Here is a 22,751-nt window from a genome sequence, read left to right as displayed (position 1 = left end):
CTACCCGTGGAACTCCACGAAGGCCTTGAGCGCGGGGAACATGTACCGGCCGCTGTGGTGGATCAGGTAGAACTCCCTGCGCCCTTCCAGGGCCGGAACCTTGATGCGCACGACCTCGCCGCTGTCCAGCAACGACTGGGCGGCCAGCTTGGAGGTGAAGCACATCCCCACCCCGTGCACCGCGTGGGCCAGACTCTCGCACGTCCCTTCCACCTTGCAGCGGATATTCAGGCTCTGTAGCGAATAGCCCGCCTTGTTCAGGGCGTTTTCCAGGACCATCCTTGTGGCCGAGCCCTGGATGCGCATGATCCACGGCAGCTTGACCAGATCGTCCATGGACGGCTCGTCCCCGGACGGAAGCCAGGGCGCGTTGGGCGAAGCCACCAGAATGGTCTCGTCGCGGGCCAGCAGCTTGGCGGTCAGCTCCTCTTCGTCCGGACGTTTGCCCACGATACCCACGGGCCAGTCGCCGGAGGACACTCTCTTTATGACCTCGGACGAATCGCCGGTATGGACCACGAACGAGACTTCGGGGTACTTGGCGGAAAAGGACTTGAGCAGTTCCGGCAGGATGCTGTGGGACGGGATGGTGCTGCACCCCACCTGGAGCTCGCCGACAACCCGGTCGCGCAGGACCTCGATGGCCGCCTTGGCCCGGTCCAGGTTCCGGAAAATGGTCACCATGCTCTCATAGAGCACGTCGCCGGCCTGGGTGGGCATGATCTTGCGCCCGAGACGGTCGAACAGCTTGACGCCCAACTCGTCTTCGAGATTGGCGACGTGCGAACTGATCGTCGGCTGGGACAGGAACATGGCCTCTCCGGCTCGGGAAAAACTTTGCAATTCATAAACCTTGCAAAACGCTTCAAGCTTCCTGATGTCCATGCAACCTATCCTGAAAATTGATGAAATCTATAACAAAAATCAAAAAAGGGGCAGGCGCGAGGCCTGCCCCTTTTGATCTATTCTTCGTCGGCCTTATCAGCGGCTTCGGGAGCTTCCTCAGCCTTGGGCTCTTCTTTTTCAGCGGGCTTCTCGGCGGGCTTTTCAGCCTTCTTGGCGGGAGCCTTCTTGGGCTCTTCCTTGGCCGGAGCTTCGGCGGTCTCAGCGCCGGCCTTCCGGGTCAACTCGATGATGACCATGGGGGCGCAGTCGCCCTTGCGGGGCTGGGACATCTTGACGATGCGGGTGTAACCGCCGCCGGCGCCCTCGAAGCGGGGGCCGATCTCGTCGAAGAGACGCTGAACCATCTGGTGGCTGCCGAGGACCTTGTACGCCTGACGGCGGGAATGCAGGTCGTTGCGAATGGCCAGGGTGATGAGCTTGTCGGCGATGCGACGAAGTTCCTTGGCCTTGGCTTCGGTGGTGCGGATCTGCTCGTAGGTCAGGAGAGCGCGAGCCATGTTCTTGAACATGGCGGCACGGTGCGTATTGGACCGATTCAGTTTGCGGCCGGACTTTCTATGCCTCATTTTTCTCTTTCCTCTTCAACCATTCCTGGTATTTCTTGTCAAAATCCTCGACCGTCATGCCGAACTTCAGCGTCATGCTGTCCAAAACCCGGCGGATCTCGTCCAGGGACTTGCGGCCGAAGTTCTTGGTCTTGAGCATGGTCTGTTCGGTACGCTGGACCAGTTCGCCCACCAGCTGGATGTTGGCGGCCTTCAAGCAGTTGGTGGCGCGAACCGAGAGTTCGAGCTCGTCAATGGACTTGAAGAGGTTCGGGTTCAGATCGATGGAATCATCCTCTTCCTCATGGGTCTCGGAGGAGGATTCGTCGAAGTTGATGAACACCGAAAGCTGGTCCTTGAGGATCTTGGCGCTGTATGCACAGGCATCCTCGGGAGTGACGGAACCGTCGGTCCACACTTCCAGGATGAGTTTGTCATAGTTCGTCATCTGGCCGACACGCGCCTGTTCGACGGAGTATGCGACCTTCTTGACGGGGGAGTAGCTGGCGTCGAGGACCATGGAGCCGATTTCATCGGTCAGCCCTTCGTGCATGTCGGCCGGGACGTAGCCCTTGCCCATGCGGACTTCCAATTCCATCTTCAGGGAGCGGTTTTCGGTCAGCGTGGCGATGAGCTGATCCTTGTTCAGAATAGTGACATTCTGGTTTTCCTGGATCATGCCGGCAGTGACCTGCCCCTTCTTGTTGGCTTCGAGGACCAAGCGCTGAGGCTCGTCCGTGGTCATGGCGATGCGAACCTGCTTCAGGTTCAGCACAACCTCGGTCATGTCCTCAAGAACCCCGGGCAGCGTGGTGAATTCATGCTGCACTCCCTCGATGGTCGCGCTGACGATGGCGCAGCCCTGCATGGAGGAGAGGAGAACCCGGCGCATGGCGTTGCCGATGGTGGTGGCATAGCCGCGCTCCAGGGGTTCGCAGATGAATTTACCATACATCTTGGAGGACTTGGGGTCGCGCACGAGGGACTCGGGCTTGACCAGTTCGCTCCAATTGCGGGTGTTGATGAGTTTGTCGCCGTTCTCAATAAGCATGTAGTCCCCTATTTACTTGGAGTACAATTCGACAATCAGCTGCTCGTTGATCGGGAACTGGATGTCTTCCCGGCTCGGCATGGCCTTAACCGTGCCCTTGAAGTTGGCGCCGTCGGATTCCAGCCACTCGGGGCAGCCGCGGCGGGCGATGACTTCCTGGGCCTCGTTGATCACGGGGATCTTGCGGGCTTCCTCACGGACCTCGATGATATCCTCGGCCTTGACCTGCATGGACGGGATGCTCACGCGGCGGCCGTTGAGCTTGAAGATGCCGTGACGGACCAACTGGCGAGCCTGGTCGCGGGAGTTGGCGAAGCCGAGGCGGTAGATAACGTTGTCGAGGCGGCGCTCCAACAGGAACAGCAGGTTGTGGCCCGCCACGCCCTTCATGCCCTCGGCACGCTTGTAGTACATACGGAACTGGCCTTCCAGGACGCCGTACATGCGGCGGACCTTCTGCTTCTCGCGAAGCTGGACGGCGTAGTCGGACATTTTGTGGCGCATGCGGCCGGCGTGTCCCGGGGGGTACGGCCGCTTCTCGTAGGCGCACTTATCGGTGTAGCAGCGATCACCCTTGAGGAAGAGCTTCTCTCCCTCGCGGCGGCACAGCTTGCATTTTGCTTGAGTATATCTTGCCACGATTCTTCTCCTTAATTAGACCCGGCGGCGTTTGGGCGGACGGCAACCATTGTGGGGGATCGGGGTGATGTCCCGAATGAAGGTCACCTTGAAGCCAACGTTGTTGATGGCGCGCATGGCGGCCTCACGGCCGGAGCCGGGGCCCTTGACGTAAATGCCCACGGTGCGCATGCCAGAATCCTGGGCGCGCTTGGCGGCAGCTTCGGCAGCCATCTGGGCCGCGAAAGGAGTGGACTTGCGGGAACCCTTGAAATGAGCACCGGCGGAAGCCCAGCTGACGACATTGCCCTTGACGTCGGTGAAGGTCACGATCGTGTTGTTGAACGTGGCCTTGACGTGGGCAATACCGACGGGAATATTCTTCTTCTCTTTTTTCTTCCCAGAGCGACGGGGTTTAGCCATTGCCTTAATCTCCGTTGAATAAAAGTCTTATAAGACGCAAGCGCACGCACGGGCGCGCAAGCGATAGTCTCTTGTCGAGCTATTTCTTCTTGCGGCCCATGACGGAACGGCGCGGCCCCTTGCGGGTGCGGGCGTTGGTCTTGGACTTCTGACCGCGAACGGGCAGGCCGCGACGATGGCGCAGGCCGCGGTAGCAGCCGATATCCATCAGGCGTTTGATGTTGGTGGTGATCTCACGGCGGAGATCGCCCTCAACCTTGTAGTTGTTTTCGATCTCCACGCGGATCTGGTTGACGTCTTCGGCAGTGAGGTCGTCACTGTTGGTCTTCCAGTCGATACCGGTGGTGTCGAGAATCTGCATAGCCATGGTGCGGCCGATGCCGTAAATGTACGTCAGCGCGATATCAACGCGCTTGTTCCTCGGCAGATCAACGCCAGCAATACGTGCCATAGTTATTACCCTCTATCCTTGACGCTGCTTGTGCCGGGGGTTCTCGCAGATCACCCGCAGCACGCCGTTGCGCCGAATTACTTTGCACTTGGAACACATTTTCTTCACAGAAGGTCTGACTTTCATGACCATCTCCAATGTCTAAATAACAATAATGCCCATACCCCCCTGTCGGGGGGTGGCCTTTTTAACGAAGCTGCGTTTTATACAGCCTTTTTGAACAAAGAGCAAGCCCGAATTTCAGGCCCCCGGGGGAGCTAGTCGGACAGGCTCAATATTCTCGGTCCGTCGGAGGTCACGGCCACCGAGTGCTCGAAGTGAGCGGACAGTGATCCGTCCTTGGTAACCGCAGTCCAATTGTCGTCCAAAACCTCGACCTCGTGCGTTCCCAGTGTGACCATCGGCTCAATGGCAAGGACCATTCCGGCTTTGAGAGGAACGCCGGACAGCCCCCTGGGCACGAAGTTCGGGATCTCGGGCTTCTCATGAAGATGACTGCCGATCCCATGACCTACAAAACGACGGACGATGCCCAGGCCGAACCCTTCCACGTATGACTGGATTGCCGCGGAGATATCATACAGATTGTTTCCGGGCCGGGCCTGTTCGATCCCTATATACAGAGACTCGCGTGTTACATCCATGAGTTTCTGCGCTTCTGCGGAAACTTTCCCCACCGCGAAGGTGCGGGCCGAGTCTCCGTGGAATCCCTTGTATTCGACACCCATGTCAAAGCTGACGATGTCGCCCTCCTTGAGGATACGATCCTCGGAGGGAAAGCCGTGCACGATCTCCTCGTTGACCGAGCAGCACAGGGCGAAGGGGAACCCCTGGTATCCCAGGAAGTTCGGCCTCACGCCGTACTCGTCGCAGCGTGCGCGGCAGATGTTCTCGAAGTACATGGTGGAAACGCCGGGTTTGACGTTTTCACCGAGTTCATCGAGAATCCTTGAAACAATGCGATTGGCCTCACGCATGAGGCCAATCTCTTTATCGTTCTTGAGGAAGACGCCCCGAAACTTTTTCAAGACTAGCGCCTACCTTTGAGTTTGTTGCCTTTCCCCATCAATCCCTCGTACTGGCGGGAGATCATGTAGGACTCGATCTGACCCATGAAGTCCATGGCCACGCCGACCACGATCAGCAGGGAGGTGCCGCCGAAATAGAACGGGACGCCAAATTTGCTGATCAGGAACATGGGCAGCACGCAGACCGCCGAGACATAGAAGGCGCCCCACAGGGTGATGCGGGCCAGAACCTTGTCGATGTACTCGCGGGTGCGGTTGCCCGGGCGAATGCCCGGGATGAAGCCGCCCTGCTTCTGGATATTCTCCGCGATTCCCTTGGGATCGAACATGATCGCCGTATAGAAATAGCAGAAGAAGATGATGATCCCGACGAACAGGATGTTGTACAGGATGGAATCCGGCCTGAAGTAGGCCGAGAAGTCCTGCAGGAACTTGTTGCTCGAGAACTGGGCAAGCGTTGCAGGGAACATCAGGATGGAGGACGCGAAGATCGGCGGAATAACACCGGCGGTGTTGATCTTCAGCGGCAGATGCGTGGTCTGCCCGCCGAACATGCGGCGCCCCTGCTGACGTTTGGCATAGTGAATGGGAATACGACGCTGTCCGCGCTCCATGAAGACGATGAAGGCCAGTGTGGCCACCATCACGACCAGCAGGATGAGCAGGATGAACAGGGTGATCTCACCCACGCTCATCAGCTGCATCGTGTTGATCAGCGCAGCCGGGAGGCCGGCGACGATACCCGCATAGATGATCAGCGAGATACCGTTGCCGATGCCCTTCTCGGTCATCTGCTCACCCAGCCACATCAGGAACACGGTGCCCGCGGTCAGGGTCAGGATCGTCATCAGCTTAAAGCCGATCCCGGAGTAGAGCACCATGGGCGCGCCCGTGGGCGAACTCATGGACTCCAGTCCGGTGGCGATGGCGAAACCCTGGACCACGGTGATGAGCACCGTGCCGTACCTGGTGTACTGGGTGATCTTCTTGCGGCCGGCCTCGCCCTCCTCCTTCTGGAGCCGCTTCAGCTCGGGGCTGACGACGGTCAGAAGCTGGAGGATGATCGAGGCCGAGATGTACGGCATGATACCCAGGGCAAAGATGGACATCCTTTTGAGTCCACCACCGGAGAACATGTCGAACACGCCGAAGAGGGTGTTCTGCGCCTGAGCGAAGAACTCGGAAAGCGCGGCACTATCGACGCCGGGAATAGGGATGTGTATGCCCATCCGGTAGACAGCGAGCAGTGCGAACGTCCAGAGCAGCTTTTTACGCAGCTCCGGCAACCGGGCAATATTATCAACTCCTGACATCGTCTAAGTACCCTTCCGAATCAATAGTGAGTTTACGCCTCAATGGCCTTGGCGGTACCGCCGGCCTTGGCAATCTTGTCGGCAGCGGACGCGCTGAAGCGATGGGCTTCGATGGTCACGGCCTTGTCGACGTCACCGGTGCCCAGCACTTTGATCGGAGCGCCGTTCTTGACGACGCCGCGTTCGTACATGTCGGCCACGGTGATCTCATCCTTGCCTTCGAACAGGGCAATCAGGCGGCCCACGTTGACGGCTTCGTATTCTTCACGGAAGGGATTCTTGAATCCGCGCTTGGGCAGACGGCGTGCCAGAGGCATCTGGCCGCCCTCGAAACCGGGACGGACGCCGCCGCCGGCACGGGCGTTCTGACCCTTGTGCCCCTTGGCGGCGGTCTTGCCCCAGCCGGAGCCGGAGCCGCGACCTATGCGCTTGCGGTTCTTATATTCTTCCGGGAAGGCGTAGAGTTCATGAAGTCTCATGATTCGATAACCTCCACCAGGTGTCTGACCTTGTAGATCATTCCGCGGATGACGGGATTGTCATCGTGCTCTTTGACCTGATTGATCCTGCGCAGGCCCAGGGCTTCCAGGGTCTTGACCTGGTCAGGCTTGCAGGCAATCTTGCTTTTGATCTGCTTAACTTTAATCACGGCGATATCCTTCTACTTTCTGGGAGTGGAGACCGAGACGCCGCGAAGGGCCGAAACCTCTTCCGCGCTCCTCAGGGACTCCAATCCGGCCATGGTGGCACGCAACACGTTGTGCGGGTTGTTGGTGCCGATGGCCTTGGTCAGGATGTCATTGACGCCCACGGCCTCCATGATCGCACGAACGGGACCGCCGGCGATGATGCCGGTGCCTCGGCTGGCGGGCTTGAGCATGACGCGGCCCGCGCCGTAGCGTCCCAGGACCTCATACGGGAGGGTGCCGTCCAGCAGAGGAACATTGATCATGTTCTTCTTGGCGCGCTCACTCGCCTTGCGAATGGCTTCCGGCACTTCGTTGGCCTTACCCAGGCCGTAACCGACTCCACCTTCACCGTCACCGACGACCACCAGGCAGCTGAAGCTGAAACGGCGGCCACCCTTGACAACCTTGGCGACGCGATTGAGGTAGACGATTTTTTCAATCAATCCACTTTCATTCTGTTCCATTTTACTTTCCTGGTGACTAGAATTTCAGCCCGGCTTCACGGGCGCCGTCGGCAAGGGCTTTGATCTTGCCGTGATAGATATATCCGTTCCGGTCGAAGACGCAGGTCTCGATCTTCTTGGCCATGGCGGCTTCGGCGATAGCCTTGCCGACCTTGGCGGCCGAGTCCTTGTTGGCCTTCAGCGTCTCGCCGTCCTTGTTCAGCACCTGGGTGCTGGCGGAGGCCAGGGTCACACCGTTCACGTCGTCGACCAACTGGGCATAGAGATGCTGGTTGGAGCGATAGACGACCAGACGGGGCCGGGCTTCGGTACCGGAGATCTTCTTTCTGATGCGGGGCTTGCGACGAAGCCTCTGTGCATTCTTGCTTTTGCTCATGACTTATACCCCTACTTGGAACCGGACTTACCGGCCTTGCGGCGAATGATCTCGTCGAGGTACTTGATGCCCTTGCCCTTGTAGGGTTCGGGCGGACGCACACGACGGATCTGGGCCGCAATTTCACCGACAAGCTGCTTGTCGATGCCCTCGATGGTCAGCTTGGCGCCTTCCACCTTGGCCTCCAGACCGGCGGGCAGGTCGAACTCCACCGGGTGGGAATACCCGACGGCCAGAACGACTTTCTTGCCCTGCACGGACACCTTGTATCCGACGCCGATGACTTCCAGGGTCTTGGTAAAGCCCTTGGTCACGCCGTCCACGCAGTTGGCGAGCAGGGTCCGACGAAGACCGTGCTGACCGCGCGCCTGGCGGGAATCATCCACGCGGGAGACATACACCTTGCCATCCTCGATCTTATACGCCACGGCCGGATCGACCGGGGTAGCCAAGGTTCCCTTGGGACCCTTGACCTGGATTTCGGAGGCTCCGACAGACACCTCGACACCCGAGGGGATGTCGATGGGATTCTTTCCTATACGAGACATAACGGAACCTCTTTACCAGATTTCGCAGAGCAGCTCGCCGCCGACGTTGGCCTCTTTGGCCTTGGCGCCTTCAAGCAGCCCTTTGGAGGTGGACACGATACAAATACCGATGCCGTTCTGGACACGGGGGATATCAGAAGCACCAACGTACACGCGGCGACCGGGCTTACTGACCTTCTTCAGGCCAGTAATCAGCGGTTTGCCGTCAGCGTACTTGAGCGTAATACTGATGTCCCTGTCCTCGACAGCGTAGTCGGCGATATAACCTTCTTCCTTCAGGATACCCGCGATGGAGGACTTCATCTTGGAAGTCGGCACTGCGACAGCGGTATGATAGGCGCCGTACGCATTCCGGATGCGGGTCAACATGTCGGCTACAGGATCAACAACAGCCATTTCATTTCTCCTTAATTACCAGCTCGCCTTGCGGACGCCGGGCAGTTCGCCGGCGAGAGCCTTGTTGCGGAAGCAAATACGGCAGATTCCGTACCGCCTCAGAAAAGCCCGAGGACGGCCACAAATCGGGCACCGATTGTAAGCGCGGACCTTGAACTTGGGTTTGCGGCTTGCCTTAACGCGTAAGCTTGTTTTGGCCACTTTCCGTCCTCCTACTTTTTAAAGGGCATGCCAAGGAGGTCAAGAAGGGTCTTGCCTTCCTTGTCGGTCTTGGCCGTGGTGGTCACGGTCACGTTCATGCCCTTCACCAGTTCCACGCGGTCGATGTCGAGCTCGGGGAAGATGGTGTGTTCCTTGATGCCAAGGGTGAAGTTGCCGCGACCGTCGAAACCGCGATCGGGAATGCCGCGGAAGTCGCGGACCCGAGGCAGTGCGAAGCTCACGAGCTTGTCATAAAAGTCCCACATGGCATCGTCGCGCAGGGTGACGCGGCAACCGACCGGCTGGCCCTCGCGCAGCTTGAACTGGGCGATGGACTTCTTGGCCAGGGTGACCACGGCCTTCTGGCCGGCGATGGCGGTCAATTCCTCGACGGCGGCTTCGATCAGCTTGCTGTTCTGGCTGGCTGCACCGAGACCGATGTTCAGGGAGATCTTCGTCATTCGCGGGATCTCCATGGACGAGGTGTAACCGTACTCCTTCTGGAGCTCGGGGACGACCTTTTCGTTATACAACTTTTCGAGACGTGTCATACTGATACCTATTTGAAGGTCTCGTTGCACTTCTTGCAGAAGCGCACCTTCTTGCCGTCTTCAGTCTTCTTGTACCCTACCCGCGTGGGCTTGGTGCAGGCGTCGCACACGATAGCCACATTGGATACATGGATAGGGGCTTCCTTCTCGATAATGCCGCCGGGCTGCTGGGCATACGGGTTGGCCTTGGTATGGCGCTGGACCATATTGACCTTCTCGACCAGGACTTTGTCCTGCTTCTTGAGGATCTTCAAGACCTTACCGACCTTTCCCTTGTCCTTCCCGGCGATGACCATGACCTTGTCGTCTTTACGGATTTTAGTCTTCATCGTCATTTCCTTACAGAACCTCGGGAGCGAGGGAAACGATCTTCATGAAACCGGCAGCGCGCAACTCACGGGCCACGGGACCGAAGATACGGGTCCCGACAGGCTCCATGTTGTTGTTGAGCAGCACGGCGGAATTGTTGTCGAACTTGATGTAGGAACCGTCGGGACGACCGAGTTCCTTCTTGGTGCGGACGACAACCGCCTTCATGACCGAGCCCTTCTTCACCTTGGAATGGGGCATGGCCTCCTTGACGGACACTACGATAATATCTCCGACGCTGGCGTAACGGCGCTTGGAACCGCCGAGCACCTTAATGCAGGCGACCTTCTTGGCTCCGGAGTTGTCAGCCACGTCGAGATTGGATTCAACCTGAATCATTTGATTTCCTCCTAATCCCTAGACGGCTTTTTCGAGGATCTTCACCAGGTGCCAGCGCTTGCGCTTGGACATGGGCCTCGACTCGACAATCTGGACCGTATCGCCGACACCGCAGTCGTTGGCCGGATCGTGGGCCATGAACTTTTTGCGGCGGCGGATGTACTTCTTCAGCAGCGGATGCTTCACCAGGGTCTCGACGCGGACGACGATGGTCTTGTCGGCCTTGTCGGAGACGACCAGACCGGTGAGCAGGCGCTTGTTGCCTTGGTATTTGAACTCAGCCATTTCTTACGCTCCCTGTCGTTCCCGCTGAATAGTCAGGATACGGGCGATGGTCTTCTTGACGCCGGAGAGAGCCTGAGTGTTTTCCAGCTGAGCGGTCGCATGCTTGAAGCGCATGGAGAACAGCTCGTGGCGGGATTCATTCAGTTTCTCAGCCAGTTTGGCGTCGTCCAGTTCACGAAGTTCTTTGGAAGTCATCTTACAGACCCTCCTTCACAACGATGGCCGTCTTGATCGGCAGCTTGTAGGAAGCGCGCTTGAGGGCTTCCTTGGCAAGCTCGATGTCAACGCCCTTCACTTCGTACATGATACGGCCCGGTTTCACCGGCGCGACCCAACCGTCGGGAGCGCCTTTACCCTTGCCCTGGCGGACTTCCGCGGGCTTGGAGGTGGTGGGGTGATCAGGGAAGATGCGGATCCAGACCTTACCGCCGCGCTTGATGTGGCGCATGATGGCGACACGAGCGGACTCAATCTGCTGGTTGGTGATCTTTCCGTGCTCCAATGCCTTCAGCCCGATATCGCCGAAGGACACCATGTTACCCCGTTGGGCCTTGCCTCTGAGTCGGCCTTTCTGCCATTTTCTGAATTTAACTCTTTTTGGAGCAAGCATTACTGTTGTACCTCTTTGTCCAGAATCTCACCCTTGAAGATCCAGACCTTGACTCCGATCACGCCGTACGTGGTGGACGCCTCGGCGAAACCGTAGTCGATGTCGGCACGAAGGGTGTGCAGGGGCACACGCCCATCACGGTACCATTCGCCGCGAGCGATTTCAGCTCCGGCCAGACGGCCGGCACAAGCGACTTTGATACCCTCGGCGCCGAATTTCCTGGCAAGGCCCACCGTACGCTTCATGGCACGGCGGAAGGCAATTCGACGTTCGAGCTGCTGGGCAATGTTCTCAGCTACGAGCTGAGCTTCAACCTCCGGTCGACGGATCTCGTTGACCTCAATGGTGAACTCGGTTTGAAACTTGTTGCGCAATTCCTCACGCAACTTTTCTATCTCTACACCCTTGCGGCCGATGACGATACCGGGACGCGCGGTGTGGATGATCAGGCGAATCTTGCCGCCGGCCCGCTCGATCTCGATGCGGGAAACGCCGGCCTGATACAGTTTTTTCTTGACGAACTTGCGGACCTGGTCGTCCTGGAAGACGAACGCCGGGTAGTCCTTCTTGCTGTACCAGCGGGACAGCCAGTTCTTGTTATACCCCAGACGAAAACCGTAAGGATGTACTTTCTGTCCCATACTACTGTTCCTTGACTACGATGGTGATGTGACTGGTGCGCTTCCGGATGCGATAGGCGCGGCCCATGGCGCGCGGCTTGATACGCTTCCAGGTGGGACCCTCGTTCACGACCACGGAGTGGACGATCAGGGAGTCGACGTCGACGCCGGGCATCTGCTCCGCGTTGGAAACGGCGGAGTACAGCACCTTGCTGAGAATGTCGGCGGGCTTCTGCGGGGTGAACCGGAGGATGTTCAGAGCGTCTTCGACACCCTTGCCCTTGATGTTCTCGGCGACGATGCGCGCCTTGCGCGGAGACACACGGATGAACTTGGCAACTGCTTTGGCTTCCATAATGTGCTCCCCCTACTTCTTCTTGTCGGCAACGTGGCCGAAGTAGGTGCGGGTCGGGGAGAATTCACCCAGCTTGTGACCGACCATATTTTCGGTCACGAACACGGGGATGAACTTCCGGCCATTGTGGACGGCGAAGGTCATACCGACCATCTCGGGGACGATCGTGGAACGGCGGGACCAGGTCTTGATCACGCGGCGGTCCTGATTCTCGGCGGCCACTTGGATTTTCTTGATCAGGTGACCGTCCAGGAACGGGCCCTTTTTAAGAGATCTAGGCATTGGTTATACTCCTACTTCTGGCCGCGGCGTTTGACGATGAGCTTCGAAGAAGCCTTCTTGCGGTTCCGGGTCTTGTAGCCCTTGGCCGGGGTACCCCACGGGGACACCGGATGGCGACCACCGGAACTGCGGCCCTCACCACCACCCAGCGGGTGATCGATCGGGTTCATTGCCACACCACGGACCTTCGGGCGACGGCCAAGCCAACGATTCCGTCCGGCCTTACCGATCTTGATGTTCTCGTGATGAATGTTTCCAACCTGACCGATGGTGGCGCAACAGGTGGCCAGGACCTTGCGGACCTCGCCGGAGGGCATGCGCAGAAGCGCGTACTTGCCTTCCTTGGCGATGAGCTGGGCGTAGGTGCCGGCGGCGCGGCAGAACTGGCCGCCCTTGCCCGGGTACAGCTCGATGTTGTGCACGATGGTACCGGTCGGGATCTGGATCAGAGCCATGGCGTTGCCGGGCTTGATGTCGGCGCCTTCACCGGCGGTGATGACGTCGCCCTGATTCAGGCCGACAGGGGCCAGGATATAGCGCTTCTCGCCGTCCGCGTAATGCAGCAGGGCGATGCGGGCGCTGCGGTTCGGATCGTATTCGATCTCGGCCACCTTGGCGGGCACGCCAAGCTTGTTCCGCTTGAAGTCGATCAGGCGGTACAGGGACTTGTTGCCGCCGCCACGGCGACGCATGGTCACGCGACCGTTGTTGTTGCGTCCGGCCTTCTTGGTCAGACCTTTGGTCAGCGACTTCTCGGGAGTGGTCCGGGTGATCTCCGCGAAATCGGAGATGGTCTGGAACCGGCGGCCCGGAGAAGTAGGCTTCAGCTTACGGGTTGCCATGGTTACACTCCTTCGAAGATTTCGATTTTATCGCCGGCGGCAAGCTTGACGTAGGCCTTCTTGTACCCGGGGACGCGTCCACCGGTCAGGCGGCCCATGCGCTTGCGCGGAGCGGCTTTCTTGGCCACGATATTCACGGACTCGACTTTGACGTCGAAGGCTGCTTCAACGGCCTTCTTCACCTCGATCTTGTTGGAATCGGGGTGGACGTAAAAAGAGACGTGATTGGATTGCTCCTTTGCCTCGTTGGCCTTCTCGGAGACCACAGGCTTGAGCAGGACTTTCGAATAATCCATTACTTCAACCTCTCTTGAACGTCTTGGGCGGCGGACTCGAGCATAACCAGCTCGGGGTACAGCAGCACGTCGTAAACATTCAGCTTGTCGGCTTCGATGACCTTGATGTGGGGCATGTTCCTTGCGGACATCTCCAGATTCTTGTCGGCGTTCTTGGCGACAATCAGGGTCTTGTTCAGGCCGAGGTTCTGGGCGACTTCGGCAAAGGCCTTGGTCTTGATCTCAGGGAGATCGATGGACTTGACCACCGTCATCTTCTCTTCGGAGACGCGGGAGGACAGGGCCATCTTCAGGGCCAGTTTGCGCACCTTCTTGTTGACCTTAAAGGCGTAGTCGCGGGGCTGGGGTCCGAAGAGGACGGCACCGCCGCGCCACAGGGGCGAACGGGTGGAGCCGGCCCGGGCACGACCGGTGCCCTTCTGGCGCCACGGCTTGCGGCCGCCGCCGGATTTCAGACCGCGGGTCTTGGTGGCGTGGGTGCCCTGCCGCTGGGAAGCGCGCTGGGCCCGGACGACCTGGTTGAGGATTTCGGGCATGATCTCCACCTCGAAAACCTCGGGGGCCAGCTCGAAATCGCCAACCTTCTTGTTATTCTGATCTACAACTTGAATTTTTGCCATGTCGTATACCTCTTAGCCGTTCTTGCGGATCATCACGAGGCCGTTGTTGGGGCCGGGCACTTGGCCCTTGACCAGGAGGACATTGTCCTCGGGCCTGACATCGACGATTTCCACGTTGCTCAAGGTCACGCGCGCGTTACCCATCTGGCCGGGCATCTTCTTGCCCTTCCAGACACGGCCGGGGAAAGTCGCGTTACCGACGGAGCCGGGAACGCGGTGCACTTTTTCGGCACCATGGGAAGCGCGGGAGCCGGCGAAGTTGTGACGCTTCATGACGCCCTGGAAACCCTTACCCTTGGAGGTACCGGTAACCTTGACCTTTTCACCGGCGGCAAAGATATCGACGGTGATTTCCTGACCCAGTTCGTACCCTTCCACGACCTCGAGGGGGAATTCCTTGAGGTGGCGGTACAGGTCCTTGCCGGCCTTGGCCATGTGGCCTTTCATGGGCTTGTTCACCTTGCGCTCGGGCACGGAATCGTAGCCGAGCTGCAGGGCGTTGTAGCCTTCCTTGTCCGTGGTCTTGATCTGCATGACCGGGCAGGGTCCCGCCTCGATAACGGTCACGGGGCAGATGGTACCATCGTCCTTGAAAATGCGGGTCATGCCCAGCTTTCTGCCAAGCAATCCGAGAGTCTTAGCCATAACTATACTCCTAGAGCTTGATCTCGACGTCCACACCGGCGGGCAAGGAAAGCTTGCCCAGGGCGTCAACAGTCTGCTGAGTGGGTTCAAGGATATCCAGAAGACGCTTGTGAATGCGCATTTCGAACTGCTCGCGGGACTTCTTGTCCACGTGAACGGATTTCTGGACGGTGGTACGATGAATGTCGGTGGGCAGCGGCACGGGGCCGGCAATAGCCGCACCGGTATTCCGGGCGGTGTCAACGATCTCGGTGACAGCCTTGTCCAGAATACGGTAATCGTATGCTCTCAGTTTGATTCTGATGCGATCGCTCGCCATCGAAGCAGCCATAGTGCTTTCTCCTCAAAGGATTTATCTTTACCGCGCCCGAAAAGAAAAAGGCGCCGAACTGTGCAGCGGTCGGGTTGAGTACACCCGCACCGCCGCACTGTCAAGCAAAGGGAAAATCCTAGGCTCTACGTTTAGTCGTTTCCTTTCATCAATTCTTCGGCCAAGTTGTTCGGCAACTTCTCGTAGTGGTCGAACTGCATGGTGAAGGTCGCCCTGCCCTGGGTCTTCGAACGAAGATCCGTGGCGTAACCGAACATCTCGGACAGCGGCACGAAGGACCGGATGACCTGCACGCCCGTGCGGGCTTCCATTTCGCCCACGCGGCCGCGACGGCCGTTCAAGTCGCCCATGACGTCGCCGAGGTAGTCCTCGGGGGTGACCACTTCCACCGACATGATCGGCTCGAGCTGTACCGGCTTGGCGCCTCTGCAGGCTTCCTTGATGGCCAGAGAACCGGCAATGTAGAAGGCCTGCTCGCTGGAGTCGACTTCATGGTAGGAGCCGAAGACCAGTTTGACCTTCACATCGACGACCGGGAATCCGGCCGAGATGCCGTTCTTCATGGCATCCTGGATGCCCTTGTCCACGGCGGGGATGTATTCCTTGGGAATCACGCCGCCTTTGATCTCGTCGACGAACTCGTAGCCGTTCTCGGGGTTCGGCTCGACTTCGAGGACGACGTGGCCGTACTGACCACGACCACCAGACTGCTTGGCATGCTTGACATCGACCTTGTTCGGCGCGGAGATGGTCTCCCGATACGCAACGCGGGGGGCGCCCACGTTGGCGTTCACGTTGAACTCGCGCAGCAGGCGGTCAACGATGATCTCGAGGTGCAACTCGCCCATTCCGGCGATCAGGGTCTGTCCGGTCTCCTCGTCGCCCTTGACGCGGAAGGACGGATCCTCCTTGGCCAGCTTGACGAGGGCGGCGGACAGGGTGTCGCGGTCTGCCTTGGTCTTGGGTTCGATGGCCACTTCGATAACCGGCTCGGGGATGTCCAGGGACTCCAGAGCCACAGCGCGCTTGAGGTCGCACAGGGTATCGCCGGTGGCCACGTTCTTGAGGCCGACAGCGGCAACGATGTCGCCGGCGTATGCCTCTTTAATTTCCTCACGCTTGTTGGCGTGCATTTTCAACAGACGACCGATGCGCTCCTTCTTGCCGGTGGCCGCGTTCATGAACGTGGCGCCGGACTCGATCTTGCCGGAGTAGAGGCGCAGGAAGGTCAGGTGACCGACGAACGGGTCGGTCATGAGCTTGAAGGCCAGCGCGGCCAGAGGCTCGTCATCGTCGCAGGGGCACTCGATGACGGTCTCGGGGTCCTTCGGGTCCGTCCCCTTCATGACAACGACGTCCAGGGGGCTGGGCAGGTAGTCGACGACGGCGTCGAGCAGCGGCTGCACGCCCTTGTTGCGGAACGCGGTGCCGCACAGCACGGGGCACATGCTCAGGTTCGTGGTCGCCTTGCGCACACCCTCGCGGATCTCTTCCGGAGTCAGGGGCTCGTCGGACATGTACTTCTCGAGAAGGCTTTCGTCCTCCTCGGCGATGGCTTCGATCATCTCGGCGCGCATCTCTTCGTACTGGTCCTGGAGGTTGGCAGGAACCTCGGTGGTGGTGAAGCTGGCACCATGATCCTTATGATCATAGATGTAAGCCTTGCCCTCGATCAGGTCGACGACGCCTTCGAAGTCGTCCTCGGCCCCGATGGGCAGCTGGAGAGGAACGGCCTTGGCGCCCAAGCGGGTCTTCATCATGTCGACGCAACGGAAGAAGTCCGCACCGATGCGGTCCATCTTGTTGACGAAGGCCATGCGGGGCACTTTGTAGCGGTCGGCCTGGCGCCACACGGTCTCGGACTGGGGCTCGACGCCGGCCACGGAGTCGAAGACGGCGATGGCGCCGTCCAGCACGCGCAGGGCGCGCTCGACTTCCATGGTGAAGTCCACGTGGCCCGGGGTGTCGATGATGTTGATGCGGTGTTCGCGCCAAAAGCAGGTGGTCGCGGCAGACGTGATAGTGATGCCGCGTTCCTGCTCCTGAACCATCCAGTCCATGGTGGCTTCGCCGTCATGGACCTCACCGATCTTGTGGGACACGCCGGTGTAGAACAGGATTCGCTCGGTAGTGGTAGTCTTGCCCGCATCGATGTGGGCCATGATACCAATATTGCGCTGTTTGTCTCTGGGTACTTGTCTCGCCACTTTACTACTCCGTGACTACCAACGGTAGTGAGCGAAAGCCTTGTTGGCTTCGGCCATCTTGTGGGTGTCTTCGCGCTTCTTAACGGCGCCGCCACGGTTGTTGAAAGCGTCCAGCAGTTCGCCGGACAGGCGGGCGACCATGCCCTTCTCGCCGCGGCCGCGTGCGTAACCGATGGCCCAGCGGATGGCCAGGGCGGTCTGGCGGTCGGGACGGACTTCCATGGGCACCTGGTAGGTGGCGCCGCCGACACGGCGGGACTTGACCTCCAGGGCCGGACGGATGTTTTCCAGGCACTTCTCGAAGGCGCGCAACGGATCTTCGTTGGTCTTCTCGGCCAGGATTTCGATGGCCTTGTAGAAAATTCTTTCCGCAGTGGACTTCTTGCCGTCCAGCATCAGACGGTTGATGAAGCGGGTGATGAGCTTGCTGCCGTATACAGGATCCGGCAGGATCTGCCGCTTGGCGACAGGACCTTTACGAGGCATTTTTTTCTCCTTGAATTTCGGCCGGGGGGACATTATTTCGGGCAGCCTCCGCCCTACTTTGTCATCCCACCCCGGGCATTGCGAATAAAGCTATAACCTTATTTCGGGCGCTTGGTGCCGTACTTGGAACGGCCGCGGCGACGATCGTCGACACCGGAGGTATCGAGGGTACCGCGAACGATGTGGTAACGGACACCGGGAAGGTCCTTTACACGGCCGCCACGGATCAGAACCACGGAGTGTTCCTGCAGGTTATGGCCCTCACCGCCGATGTAGGCGGTGACTTCCATGCCGTTGGTCAGGCGCACGCGGGCGACCTTACGAAGCGCGGAGTTCGGCTTCTTCGGGGTCGTGGTGTACACCCTGGTGCAAACGCCTCGACGCTGAGGGCATTCCATCAGGGCCGGGGTTTTCTTCCGCTTGGGCTGCGCTTCGCGGCCTTTACGGATGAGCTGGTTAATGGTGGGCATTCATCCTCCAATCATTAGTTAATACGATACCTGTGCGCAAATCATGCGCAAAGAGGACCGCAAGTACCCCATTCGCTCAAACGTTGTCAAGGCATTTCGCCCGACGAGCGCGCGTACTTTCGGGTCCGGACCGGCAAAAAAGTTGGAGAGGCGACGCCTCTCCAACTTTTTCAAACAGTTATATCAAACGCGGCCGAGTTATTAATTTCGGCTGCATTACACCGACGGAACGTCCACCAGGAGCGGGCTTTCCTCCAGCTCCTCGAGGAACTTGTCCGGGCGCTCGGGCTGGTCGGGCACGCTGATCTCGGAGTCCGTGTACTTGCGGAATCCGGTACCGGCGGGCACCAACCGGCCGACGATGACGTTTTCCTTCAGACCGTGCAGGTAGTCGGTCTTGCCCTTCAGGGAGGCCTCGGTCAGGACCTTGGTGGTCTCCTGGAACGAGGCGGCCGAGATGAAGGAGTCCGTGGACAGGGAGGCCTGGGTGATGCCCAGGACCAGGGTCTCGGCCACTGCGGGCTTGCCGCCCTCGGCCGCGACCTTGGCGTTCTCCTCCATGAACCGCAGCTTGTCCACCTGCTCGCCTATGAGGAAGGAGGTGGAGCCGGGGTTCAGGATCGAGACCTTCTTGAGCATCTGCCTGACGATGATCTCGATGTGCTTGTCGTTGATGTTGACGCCCTGGAAGCGGTACACGTCCTGGATCTCTTCGACCAGGTAGCGGGCCAGGTGCTTTTCGCCCTTGATCCGCAGGATGTCGTGCAGCTCCGGGGAGCCTTCGGTCAGCAGGTCGCCGGCCTCGACGAAGTCGGACTCCTGAACCGTGATGTGCTTGCCCTTGGGAATCAGGAATTCCTGGGCGTCGCCGGTTTCGGGAGTGACCACGACCTTGCGCTTGCCCTTGGTCTCGGAACCGAAGGTGACGATGCCGTCGATGGACGAGACAACGCCCAGATCCTTGGGCTTGCGCACCTCGAAGAGCTCGGCGACGCGCGGCAGACCGCCGACGATGTCCTTGGTCTTGGAGGATTCACGCGGCTTACGCGCGATGACGTCGCCGGCGCGGACCGTGTCGCCGTCCTTGGCCATGAGAATGGCGCCCACGGGCATGGCGAAGTTGGCATCGATATCGGTGCCGGGCCGCTTCACCGGGGAGCCGTCCTCACCCAGCAGGGTGACGGCCGGACGGAAGTTGGTCGTACGGTATTCCATGATGGTGAAGGACGCCTTGGAGGTACGGTCCTCCTGGACGGTCTTCCCTTCGATGATGTCCTTGAACTTGATGGTACCGGACACGTCGACGATGAACGGCTCCATGTACGGATCCCATTCGGCCAGCGGAGTGCCCTTCTTGACCTCCTGGCCCTCGTCCACCAGCAGACGCGCGCCGGACGGAAGCACGTATTTCTCGCGCTCGCGGCCTTGCTCGTCCACGATGCCGACCTGGCAGCTCTTGCCGAGCACCATCTTGTCGCCGTCGGAGTTGGCGACGGTGCGCATGCGCGAGGTGATCACGCGGCCGTTGTGCTGGGACTCGATGCTGGAGGATTCGATTTCCTTGGATGCGGTACCGCCGATGTGGAAGGTACGCATGGTCAGCTGGGTGCCGGGCTCGCCGATGGACTGCGCGGCGATGATGCCGACGGTCTCACCCACGTTGACCAGGTGGCCTCGGGCCAGGTCGCGTCCGTAGCACATGGCGCAGACGCCCTGCTTGGATTTGCAGGTCAGGCCGGAGCGGATGACGATGGAGTTCACGCCGGAGGCGTCGAGCTTTTTGGCGTACTGCGCATCGATCATGGTGTTGGACGGGATGACCAGCTCGCCGGTCTCCTCGTCGTAGGTGTCGAACATGGTCACGCGGCCCAGGACACGCTCGGCCAGCCGCTGCTTGATCTCGCCGCCCTTGATGTAGTGAGTCAGCTCCAGGCCGTCCACGGTGCCGCAGTCCAGCTCGGACACGGTCACGTCCTGGACGACGTCGACCAGACGGCGGGTCAGGTAACCGGAGTTCGCGGTTTTGAGCGCGGTGTCGGCCAGGCCTTTCCGTGCGCCGTGGGTGGAGATGAAGTACTGCAGGACGGACAGACCTTCGCGGAAGGACGCGGTGATCGGGGTCTCGATGATCTCGCCCGAAGGCTTGGCCATCAGACCGCGCATGCCGGCCAGCTGCCGCATCTGGTCCTGGTTGCCTCGAGCGCCGGAGGTGGCCATCATGTAGATGGGGTTGAAGCTCGAGTTGACCTCGGTGTTGCCGGTCTTGGGATCGGTCAGCACGTCGGTGGACATCTCCTGCATCATTTCGTTGGAGATGTCGTTGGTCACCTTGGTCCAGACGTCGACGATCTTGTTGTATTTCTCGGTACGGGTGATGATGCCGTCCTGGAACTGGTTCTCGATCTCGTCCACTTCGGCGTTGGCCGTGGCCAGCATCTTGGGCTTGCTGGCCGGGATCTTGAGGTCCTTGACGCCGATGGTCACACCGGCGCGGGTGGCGTACTCGTAACCGAGGTCCTTGATGCGGTCGCACAGGATGACCGTGGCCTTGGTGCCCGCCAGACGGTAGGCGCCGGAGACCAGGGCGGCGATGTTCTTCTTGTTCAGCACGCAGTTGACCAGCTCGAACGGGACCTTTTCGGGCAGCAGCTCGGAAACGATGATGCGGCCGGTGGTGGTCTCGTGGATCTCGCCGTCCATGCGCACCTTGATGCGCGCGTGGATGCCGACCGCGCCGAAGTCGTAGGCGGAGATGACTTCCTCGGGGCTCGAGAAGATCATGCCCTCGCCCTTCTCGAAGGAACGCGGCGTGGTCAGGTAGTACAGTCCGAGGACGATGTCCTGGGACGGGTTGATGATCGGCGAGCCGTTGGACGGGCTGAGGATGTTGTTGGACGACATCATCAGCACGCGGCATTCGATCTGCGCCTCGACGGACAGCGGCACGTGCACGGCCATCTGGTCGCCGTCGAAGTCCGCGTTGTAGGCGGAGCAGACGAGCGGGTGCAGCTGGATGGCCTTGCCCTCCACCAGGGTGGGCTCGAAGGCCTGGATGCCGAGGCGGTGCAGGGTCGGGGCGCGGTTGAGCATAATCGGGTATTCGCGGACCACGTCCTCCAGGATATCCCAGACGACCAGGTCTTCGCGCTCGACCATCTTCTTAGCGGACTTGATGGTCGTGGCGATCTCGCGCTTCTCCAGCTCGGAGTAGATGAACGGCTTGAACAGCTCGAGCGCCATCTTCTTGGGCAGGCCGCACTGGTGCAGCTTCAGCTTGGGGCCGACCACGATGACCGAACGGCCGGAGTAGTCGACGCGCTTGCCGAGCAGGTTCTGGCGGAACCGGCCCTGCTTGCCCTTGATCATGTCGGACAGCGACTTGAGCGGGCGGCCGTTGGTGCCGGTGATGGCCCGGCCGCGGCGGCCGTTGTCGAACAGCGCGTCCACGGCCTCCTGCAACATGCGCTTCTCGTTGCGGATGATGATCTCGGGCGCGCCGAGCTCAAGCAGCCGTTTCAGGCGGTTGTTGCGGTTGATGACGCGGCGGTACAGGTCGTTGAGGTCCGAGGTGGCGAAACGGCCGCCGTCCAGGGGGACCAGCGGGCGCAGCTCGGGCGGGATGATGGGAATCACTTCCATGATCATCCACTCGGGCTTGTTGCCGGACTCGAGGAAGGCCTCGACGATCTTCAGCCGCTTGGTGATTTTCTTCTTCTTGGTCTGGGACCGGGTGGTCTGGGACTCCTCGCGCAAGTCAGTGCGCAGGGTCGGCAGATCGAGCGCCTGGAGCATGGTCCGGACGGTCTCGGCGCCCATGCCCACGGTCAGGGCGTCCTCGCCGAAGTGGTCGATGACCTGGAAGTACTGGTCCTCGCTGACGACCTGGTGCTTCTTGAGCGGGGTCTCGCCCGGATCAAGAACGATGAACGAGTCGAAGTACAGGACCTTTTCCAGGTCGGCCATGGTGATGTCGAGCAGCGTGCCGATCTTGGACGGCAGCGTCTTCAGGAACCAGATGTGCGCCACGGGCGCGGCCAGTTCGATGTGGCCCATGCGCTCGCGGCGGACCTTGGAGGCGATGACCTCGACGCCGCACTTCTCGCAGACGATGCCGCGATGCTTCATGCGCTTGTATTTGCCGCAGTTGCACTCGTAGTCCTTCACCGGGCCGAAAATCTTGGCGCAGAACAGGCCGTCCCGTTCCGGTTTGAAGGTCCGGTAGTTGATGGTCTCCGGTTTCTTGACTTCACCGTAGGACCACTCCCGGATGGTTTCGGGCGCAGCTATGGATATCTGGATAGCCTTCAGGTTACGGCCTTGTGCAGCCGCATTCGGCGCTCCACGTAAGGTGAACAGATCGTCCAACGTCATGGATATCCCCTATCGTAAAATGTTATCTCATGCCCGGCCGACCGCAAGCGGCCGGCCGGGCCA

Annotated in this window: 34 protein-coding genes; all 34 read right to left on the bottom strand. The window is 59.8% G+C overall.

Translation table 11 applies throughout. The features are described from left to right. The 34 genes from ACR42D_RS06400 to rpoC all read right to left on the bottom strand — a co-directional run bounded on the left by ACR42D_RS06400 (position 1) and on the right by rpoC (position 22,688). Complete coding sequence (locus tag ACR42D_RS06400) at positions 1–885, bottom strand: selenium metabolism-associated LysR family transcriptional regulator (RefSeq protein ID WP_484566004.1); 885 nt, start codon at positions 883–885, stop codon at positions 1–3. 77 nt (positions 886–962) lie between these two features. Further along, a complete protein-coding gene (gene rplQ / locus ACR42D_RS06395) occupies positions 963–1,472 on the bottom strand; it encodes a 50S ribosomal protein L17 (protein WP_484566003.1) in 510 nt (169 codons plus the stop codon). Beyond that, entirely contained in the window at positions 1,462–2,502 is a 1,041-nt protein-coding gene (locus ACR42D_RS06390) for a DNA-directed RNA polymerase subunit alpha (RefSeq protein WP_484566002.1), read from the bottom strand. Before ACR42D_RS06390 ends, rplQ begins: the two co-directional genes overlap by 11 nt. 12 nt (positions 2,503–2,514) lie before the next feature. Continuing rightward, on the bottom strand, positions 2,515–3,141 hold the full coding sequence (rpsD, locus tag ACR42D_RS06385; protein ID WP_071546646.1) for a 30S ribosomal protein S4: 627 nt from the start codon (positions 3,139–3,141) through the stop codon (positions 2,515–2,517). A gap of 15 nt (positions 3,142–3,156) precedes the next feature. After that, complete coding sequence (rpsK, locus tag ACR42D_RS06380; protein WP_014324051.1) at positions 3,157–3,543, bottom strand: 30S ribosomal protein S11; 387 nt, start codon at positions 3,541–3,543, stop codon at positions 3,157–3,159. A gap of 79 nt (positions 3,544–3,622) precedes the next feature. Further along, entirely contained in the window at positions 3,623–3,994 is a 372-nt protein-coding gene (gene rpsM, locus ACR42D_RS06375) for a 30S ribosomal protein S13 (RefSeq protein ID WP_484566001.1), read from the bottom strand. A gap of 12 nt (positions 3,995–4,006) precedes the next feature. Next, complete coding sequence (gene rpmJ / locus ACR42D_RS06370; protein WP_014324049.1) at positions 4,007–4,120, bottom strand: 50S ribosomal protein L36; 114 nt, start codon at positions 4,118–4,120, stop codon at positions 4,007–4,009. 131 nt (positions 4,121–4,251) lie between these two features. Then, positions 4,252–5,022: a type I methionyl aminopeptidase gene (gene map, locus ACR42D_RS06365; protein WP_484566000.1), complete on the bottom strand. Its 771-nt coding sequence runs from the start codon at positions 5,020–5,022 to the stop codon at positions 4,252–4,254. Between the two features lie 2 nt (positions 5,023–5,024). Continuing rightward, complete coding sequence (gene secY, locus ACR42D_RS06360; protein WP_484565999.1) at positions 5,025–6,335, bottom strand: preprotein translocase subunit SecY; 1,311 nt, start codon at positions 6,333–6,335, stop codon at positions 5,025–5,027. Positions 6,336–6,367: 32 nt separating this feature from the next. After that, positions 6,368–6,814, bottom strand: coding sequence for a 50S ribosomal protein L15 (gene rplO / locus ACR42D_RS06355; protein ID WP_484565998.1), 447 nt, complete (start codon positions 6,812–6,814; stop codon positions 6,368–6,370). After that, positions 6,811–6,984 carry a 50S ribosomal protein L30 gene (gene rpmD / locus ACR42D_RS06350; protein ID WP_484565997.1) on the bottom strand — a complete coding sequence of 58 codons (174 nt, stop codon included), beginning with the start codon at positions 6,982–6,984 and terminating at the stop codon, positions 6,811–6,813. The genes rplO and rpmD overlap by 4 nt, the downstream gene beginning before the upstream one ends. Positions 6,985–6,996: 12 nt before the next feature. Then, positions 6,997–7,488 carry a 30S ribosomal protein S5 gene (rpsE, locus tag ACR42D_RS06345; RefSeq protein WP_319583782.1) on the bottom strand — a complete coding sequence of 164 codons (492 nt, stop codon included), beginning with the start codon at positions 7,486–7,488 and terminating at the stop codon, positions 6,997–6,999. 16 nt (positions 7,489–7,504) lie between these two features. Further along, positions 7,505–7,864, bottom strand: coding sequence for a 50S ribosomal protein L18 (gene rplR, locus ACR42D_RS06340; RefSeq protein ID WP_484565996.1), 360 nt, complete (start codon positions 7,862–7,864; stop codon positions 7,505–7,507). Between the two features lie 11 nt (positions 7,865–7,875). Continuing rightward, entirely contained in the window at positions 7,876–8,412 is a 537-nt protein-coding gene (rplF, locus tag ACR42D_RS06335) for a 50S ribosomal protein L6 (RefSeq protein ID WP_484565995.1), read from the bottom strand. Between the two features lie 12 nt (positions 8,413–8,424). Next, on the bottom strand, positions 8,425–8,808 hold the full coding sequence (gene rpsH, locus ACR42D_RS06330) for a 30S ribosomal protein S8 (protein ID WP_071546629.1): 384 nt from the start codon (positions 8,806–8,808) through the stop codon (positions 8,425–8,427). 15 nt (positions 8,809–8,823) lie between these two features. Next, positions 8,824–9,009 (bottom strand): type Z 30S ribosomal protein S14, encoded by a 186-nt coding sequence (locus ACR42D_RS06325; RefSeq protein ID WP_014324040.1) that lies wholly within the window; start codon positions 9,007–9,009, stop codon positions 8,824–8,826. 11 nt (positions 9,010–9,020) lie between these two features. Continuing rightward, the gene (gene rplE, locus ACR42D_RS06320; protein ID WP_071546627.1) at positions 9,021–9,560 is read right to left on the bottom strand and encodes a 50S ribosomal protein L5; all 540 of its coding nucleotides are present in this window, start codon (positions 9,558–9,560) and stop codon (positions 9,021–9,023) included. Between the two features lie 8 nt (positions 9,561–9,568). Next, positions 9,569–9,889, bottom strand: a complete 321-nt coding sequence (rplX, locus tag ACR42D_RS06315; protein WP_071546625.1) for a 50S ribosomal protein L24 — start codon at positions 9,887–9,889, stop codon at positions 9,569–9,571. Between the two features lie 10 nt (positions 9,890–9,899). Continuing rightward, positions 9,900–10,268, bottom strand: a complete 369-nt coding sequence (gene rplN, locus ACR42D_RS06310) for a 50S ribosomal protein L14 (protein WP_066805540.1) — start codon at positions 10,266–10,268, stop codon at positions 9,900–9,902. Between the two features lie 18 nt (positions 10,269–10,286). After that, positions 10,287–10,553, bottom strand: a complete 267-nt coding sequence (gene rpsQ / locus ACR42D_RS06305; protein ID WP_371387309.1) for a 30S ribosomal protein S17 — start codon at positions 10,551–10,553, stop codon at positions 10,287–10,289. A 3-nt stretch (positions 10,554–10,556) separates the two neighbouring features. Further along, positions 10,557–10,748: a 50S ribosomal protein L29 gene (gene rpmC, locus ACR42D_RS06300; RefSeq protein ID WP_071546623.1), complete on the bottom strand. Its 192-nt coding sequence runs from the start codon at positions 10,746–10,748 to the stop codon at positions 10,557–10,559. Position 10,749: 1 nt separating this feature from the next. Further along, a complete protein-coding gene (gene rplP, locus ACR42D_RS06295) occupies positions 10,750–11,163 on the bottom strand; it encodes a 50S ribosomal protein L16 (RefSeq protein ID WP_071546621.1) in 414 nt (137 codons plus the stop codon). Continuing rightward, complete coding sequence (rpsC, locus tag ACR42D_RS06290) at positions 11,163–11,804, bottom strand: 30S ribosomal protein S3 (protein WP_484565994.1); 642 nt, start codon at positions 11,802–11,804, stop codon at positions 11,163–11,165. Before rpsC ends, rplP begins: the two co-directional genes overlap by 1 nt. A 1-nt stretch (position 11,805) precedes the next feature. Beyond that, a complete protein-coding gene (rplV, locus tag ACR42D_RS06285) occupies positions 11,806–12,138 on the bottom strand; it encodes a 50S ribosomal protein L22 (protein ID WP_484565993.1) in 333 nt (110 codons plus the stop codon). A gap of 12 nt (positions 12,139–12,150) precedes the next feature. Then, on the bottom strand, positions 12,151–12,420 hold the full coding sequence (rpsS, locus tag ACR42D_RS06280; protein WP_014324031.1) for a 30S ribosomal protein S19: 270 nt from the start codon (positions 12,418–12,420) through the stop codon (positions 12,151–12,153). Between the two features lie 11 nt (positions 12,421–12,431). Continuing rightward, positions 12,432–13,262, bottom strand: a complete 831-nt coding sequence (gene rplB / locus ACR42D_RS06275; protein WP_484565992.1) for a 50S ribosomal protein L2 — start codon at positions 13,260–13,262, stop codon at positions 12,432–12,434. Between the two features lie 2 nt (positions 13,263–13,264). Further along, a complete protein-coding gene (rplW, locus tag ACR42D_RS06270; protein ID WP_014324029.1) occupies positions 13,265–13,558 on the bottom strand; it encodes a 50S ribosomal protein L23 in 294 nt (97 codons plus the stop codon). Continuing rightward, positions 13,558–14,178 (bottom strand): 50S ribosomal protein L4, encoded by a 621-nt coding sequence (gene rplD / locus ACR42D_RS06265; RefSeq protein WP_484565990.1) that lies wholly within the window; start codon positions 14,176–14,178, stop codon positions 13,558–13,560. Before rplD ends, rplW begins: the two co-directional genes overlap by 1 nt. 12 nt (positions 14,179–14,190) lie before the next feature. Continuing rightward, positions 14,191–14,823 (bottom strand): 50S ribosomal protein L3, encoded by a 633-nt coding sequence (rplC, locus tag ACR42D_RS06260; RefSeq protein WP_484565989.1) that lies wholly within the window; start codon positions 14,821–14,823, stop codon positions 14,191–14,193. Positions 14,824–14,833: 10 nt separating this feature from the next. After that, positions 14,834–15,154 carry a 30S ribosomal protein S10 gene (gene rpsJ, locus ACR42D_RS06255; RefSeq protein WP_014324026.1) on the bottom strand — a complete coding sequence of 107 codons (321 nt, stop codon included), beginning with the start codon at positions 15,152–15,154 and terminating at the stop codon, positions 14,834–14,836. Between the two features lie 131 nt (positions 15,155–15,285). Beyond that, positions 15,286–17,361, bottom strand: coding sequence for an elongation factor G (gene fusA, locus ACR42D_RS06250; RefSeq protein ID WP_484565988.1), 2,076 nt, complete (start codon positions 17,359–17,361; stop codon positions 15,286–15,288). Positions 17,362–17,376: 15 nt separating this feature from the next. Beyond that, positions 17,377–17,847: a 30S ribosomal protein S7 gene (gene rpsG, locus ACR42D_RS06245; protein ID WP_484565987.1), complete on the bottom strand. Its 471-nt coding sequence runs from the start codon at positions 17,845–17,847 to the stop codon at positions 17,377–17,379. 98 nt (positions 17,848–17,945) lie between these two features. Continuing rightward, on the bottom strand, positions 17,946–18,317 hold the full coding sequence (gene rpsL, locus ACR42D_RS06240) for a 30S ribosomal protein S12 (RefSeq protein ID WP_014324023.1): 372 nt from the start codon (positions 18,315–18,317) through the stop codon (positions 17,946–17,948). 216 nt (positions 18,318–18,533) lie between these two features. After that, the gene (gene rpoC / locus ACR42D_RS06235) at positions 18,534–22,688 is read right to left on the bottom strand and encodes a DNA-directed RNA polymerase subunit beta' (protein WP_484565986.1); all 4,155 of its coding nucleotides are present in this window, start codon (positions 22,686–22,688) and stop codon (positions 18,534–18,536) included. Positions 22,689–22,751: the final 63 nt, after the last annotated feature.

It is taken from the genome of Pseudodesulfovibrio sp. lm2024, assembly GCF_051175575.1.
Classification (GTDB): domain Bacteria; phylum Desulfobacterota; class Desulfovibrionia; order Desulfovibrionales; family Desulfovibrionaceae; genus Pseudodesulfovibrio; species Pseudodesulfovibrio caledoniensis.
Note: the sequence above shows the minus strand (reverse complement) of the source record. Positions and strands in the feature narration are given on the sequence as shown.

Bases quoted from the DNA above. Each gene is read 5' to 3' on its own strand.
- ACR42D_RS06400 (WP_484566004.1), bottom strand. From the start codon at position 885: ATGGACATCAGGAAGCTTGAAGCGTTTTGCAAGGTTTATGAATTGCAA.
- rplQ (WP_484566003.1), bottom strand. From the start codon at position 1,472: ATGAGGCATAGAAAGTCCGGCCGCAAACTGAATCGGTCCAATACGCAC.
- ACR42D_RS06390 (WP_484566002.1), bottom strand. From the start codon at position 2,502: ATGCTTATTGAGAACGGCGACAAACTCATCAACACCCGCAATTGGAGC.
- rpsK (WP_014324051.1), bottom strand. From the start codon at position 3,543: ATGGCTAAACCCCGTCGCTCTGGGAAGAAAAAAGAGAAGAAGAATATT.
- rpsM (WP_484566001.1), bottom strand. From the start codon at position 3,994: ATGGCACGTATTGCTGGCGTTGATCTGCCGAGGAACAAGCGCGTTGAT.
- rpmJ (WP_014324049.1), bottom strand. From the start codon at position 4,120: ATGAAAGTCAGACCTTCTGTGAAGAAAATGTGTTCCAAGTGCAAAGTA.
- secY (WP_484565999.1), bottom strand. From the start codon at position 6,335: ATGTCAGGAGTTGATAATATTGCCCGGTTGCCGGAGCTGCGTAAAAAG.
- rplO (WP_484565998.1), bottom strand. From the start codon at position 6,814: ATGAGACTTCATGAACTCTACGCCTTCCCGGAAGAATATAAGAACCGC.
- rpsE (WP_319583782.1), bottom strand. From the start codon at position 7,488: ATGGAACAGAATGAAAGTGGATTGATTGAAAAAATCGTCTACCTCAAT.
- rplR (WP_484565996.1), bottom strand. From the start codon at position 7,864: ATGAGCAAAAGCAAGAATGCACAGAGGCTTCGTCGCAAGCCCCGCATC.
- rplF (WP_484565995.1), bottom strand. From the start codon at position 8,412: ATGTCTCGTATAGGAAAGAATCCCATCGACATCCCCTCGGGTGTCGAG.
- rpsH (WP_071546629.1), bottom strand. From the start codon at position 8,808: ATGGCTGTTGTTGATCCTGTAGCCGACATGTTGACCCGCATCCGGAAT.
- rplE (WP_071546627.1), bottom strand. From the start codon at position 9,560: ATGACACGTCTCGAAAAGTTGTATAACGAAAAGGTCGTCCCCGAGCTC.
- rplX (WP_071546625.1), bottom strand. From the start codon at position 9,889: ATGAAGACTAAAATCCGTAAAGACGACAAGGTCATGGTCATCGCCGGG.
- rplN (WP_066805540.1), bottom strand. From the start codon at position 10,268: ATGATTCAGGTTGAATCCAATCTCGACGTGGCTGACAACTCCGGAGCC.
- rpsQ (WP_371387309.1), bottom strand. From the start codon at position 10,553: ATGGCTGAGTTCAAATACCAAGGCAACAAGCGCCTGCTCACCGGTCTG.
- rpmC (WP_071546623.1), bottom strand. From the start codon at position 10,748: ATGACTTCCAAAGAACTTCGTGAACTGGACGACGCCAAACTGGCTGAG.
- rplP (WP_071546621.1), bottom strand. From the start codon at position 11,163: ATGCTTGCTCCAAAAAGAGTTAAATTCAGAAAATGGCAGAAAGGCCGA.
- rpsC (WP_484565994.1), bottom strand. From the start codon at position 11,804: ATGGGACAGAAAGTACATCCTTACGGTTTTCGTCTGGGGTATAACAAG.
- rplV (WP_484565993.1), bottom strand. From the start codon at position 12,138: ATGGAAGCCAAAGCAGTTGCCAAGTTCATCCGTGTGTCTCCGCGCAAG.
- rpsS (WP_014324031.1), bottom strand. From the start codon at position 12,420: ATGCCTAGATCTCTTAAAAAGGGCCCGTTCCTGGACGGTCACCTGATC.
- rplB (WP_484565992.1), bottom strand. From the start codon at position 13,262: ATGGCAACCCGTAAGCTGAAGCCTACTTCTCCGGGCCGCCGGTTCCAG.
- rplW (WP_014324029.1), bottom strand. From the start codon at position 13,558: ATGGATTATTCGAAAGTCCTGCTCAAGCCTGTGGTCTCCGAGAAGGCC.
- rplD (WP_484565990.1), bottom strand. From the start codon at position 14,178: ATGGCAAAAATTCAAGTTGTAGATCAGAATAACAAGAAGGTTGGCGAT.
- rplC (WP_484565989.1), bottom strand. From the start codon at position 14,823: ATGGCTAAGACTCTCGGATTGCTTGGCAGAAAGCTGGGCATGACCCGC.
- rpsJ (WP_014324026.1), bottom strand. From the start codon at position 15,154: ATGGCTGCTTCGATGGCGAGCGATCGCATCAGAATCAAACTGAGAGCA.
- rpsG (WP_484565987.1), bottom strand. From the start codon at position 17,847: ATGCCTCGTAAAGGTCCTGTCGCCAAGCGGCAGATCCTGCCGGATCCT.
- rpsL (WP_014324023.1), bottom strand. From the start codon at position 18,317: ATGCCCACCATTAACCAGCTCATCCGTAAAGGCCGCGAAGCGCAGCCC.
- rpoC (WP_484565986.1), bottom strand. From the start codon at position 22,688: ATGACGTTGGACGATCTGTTCACCTTACGTGGAGCGCCGAATGCGGCT.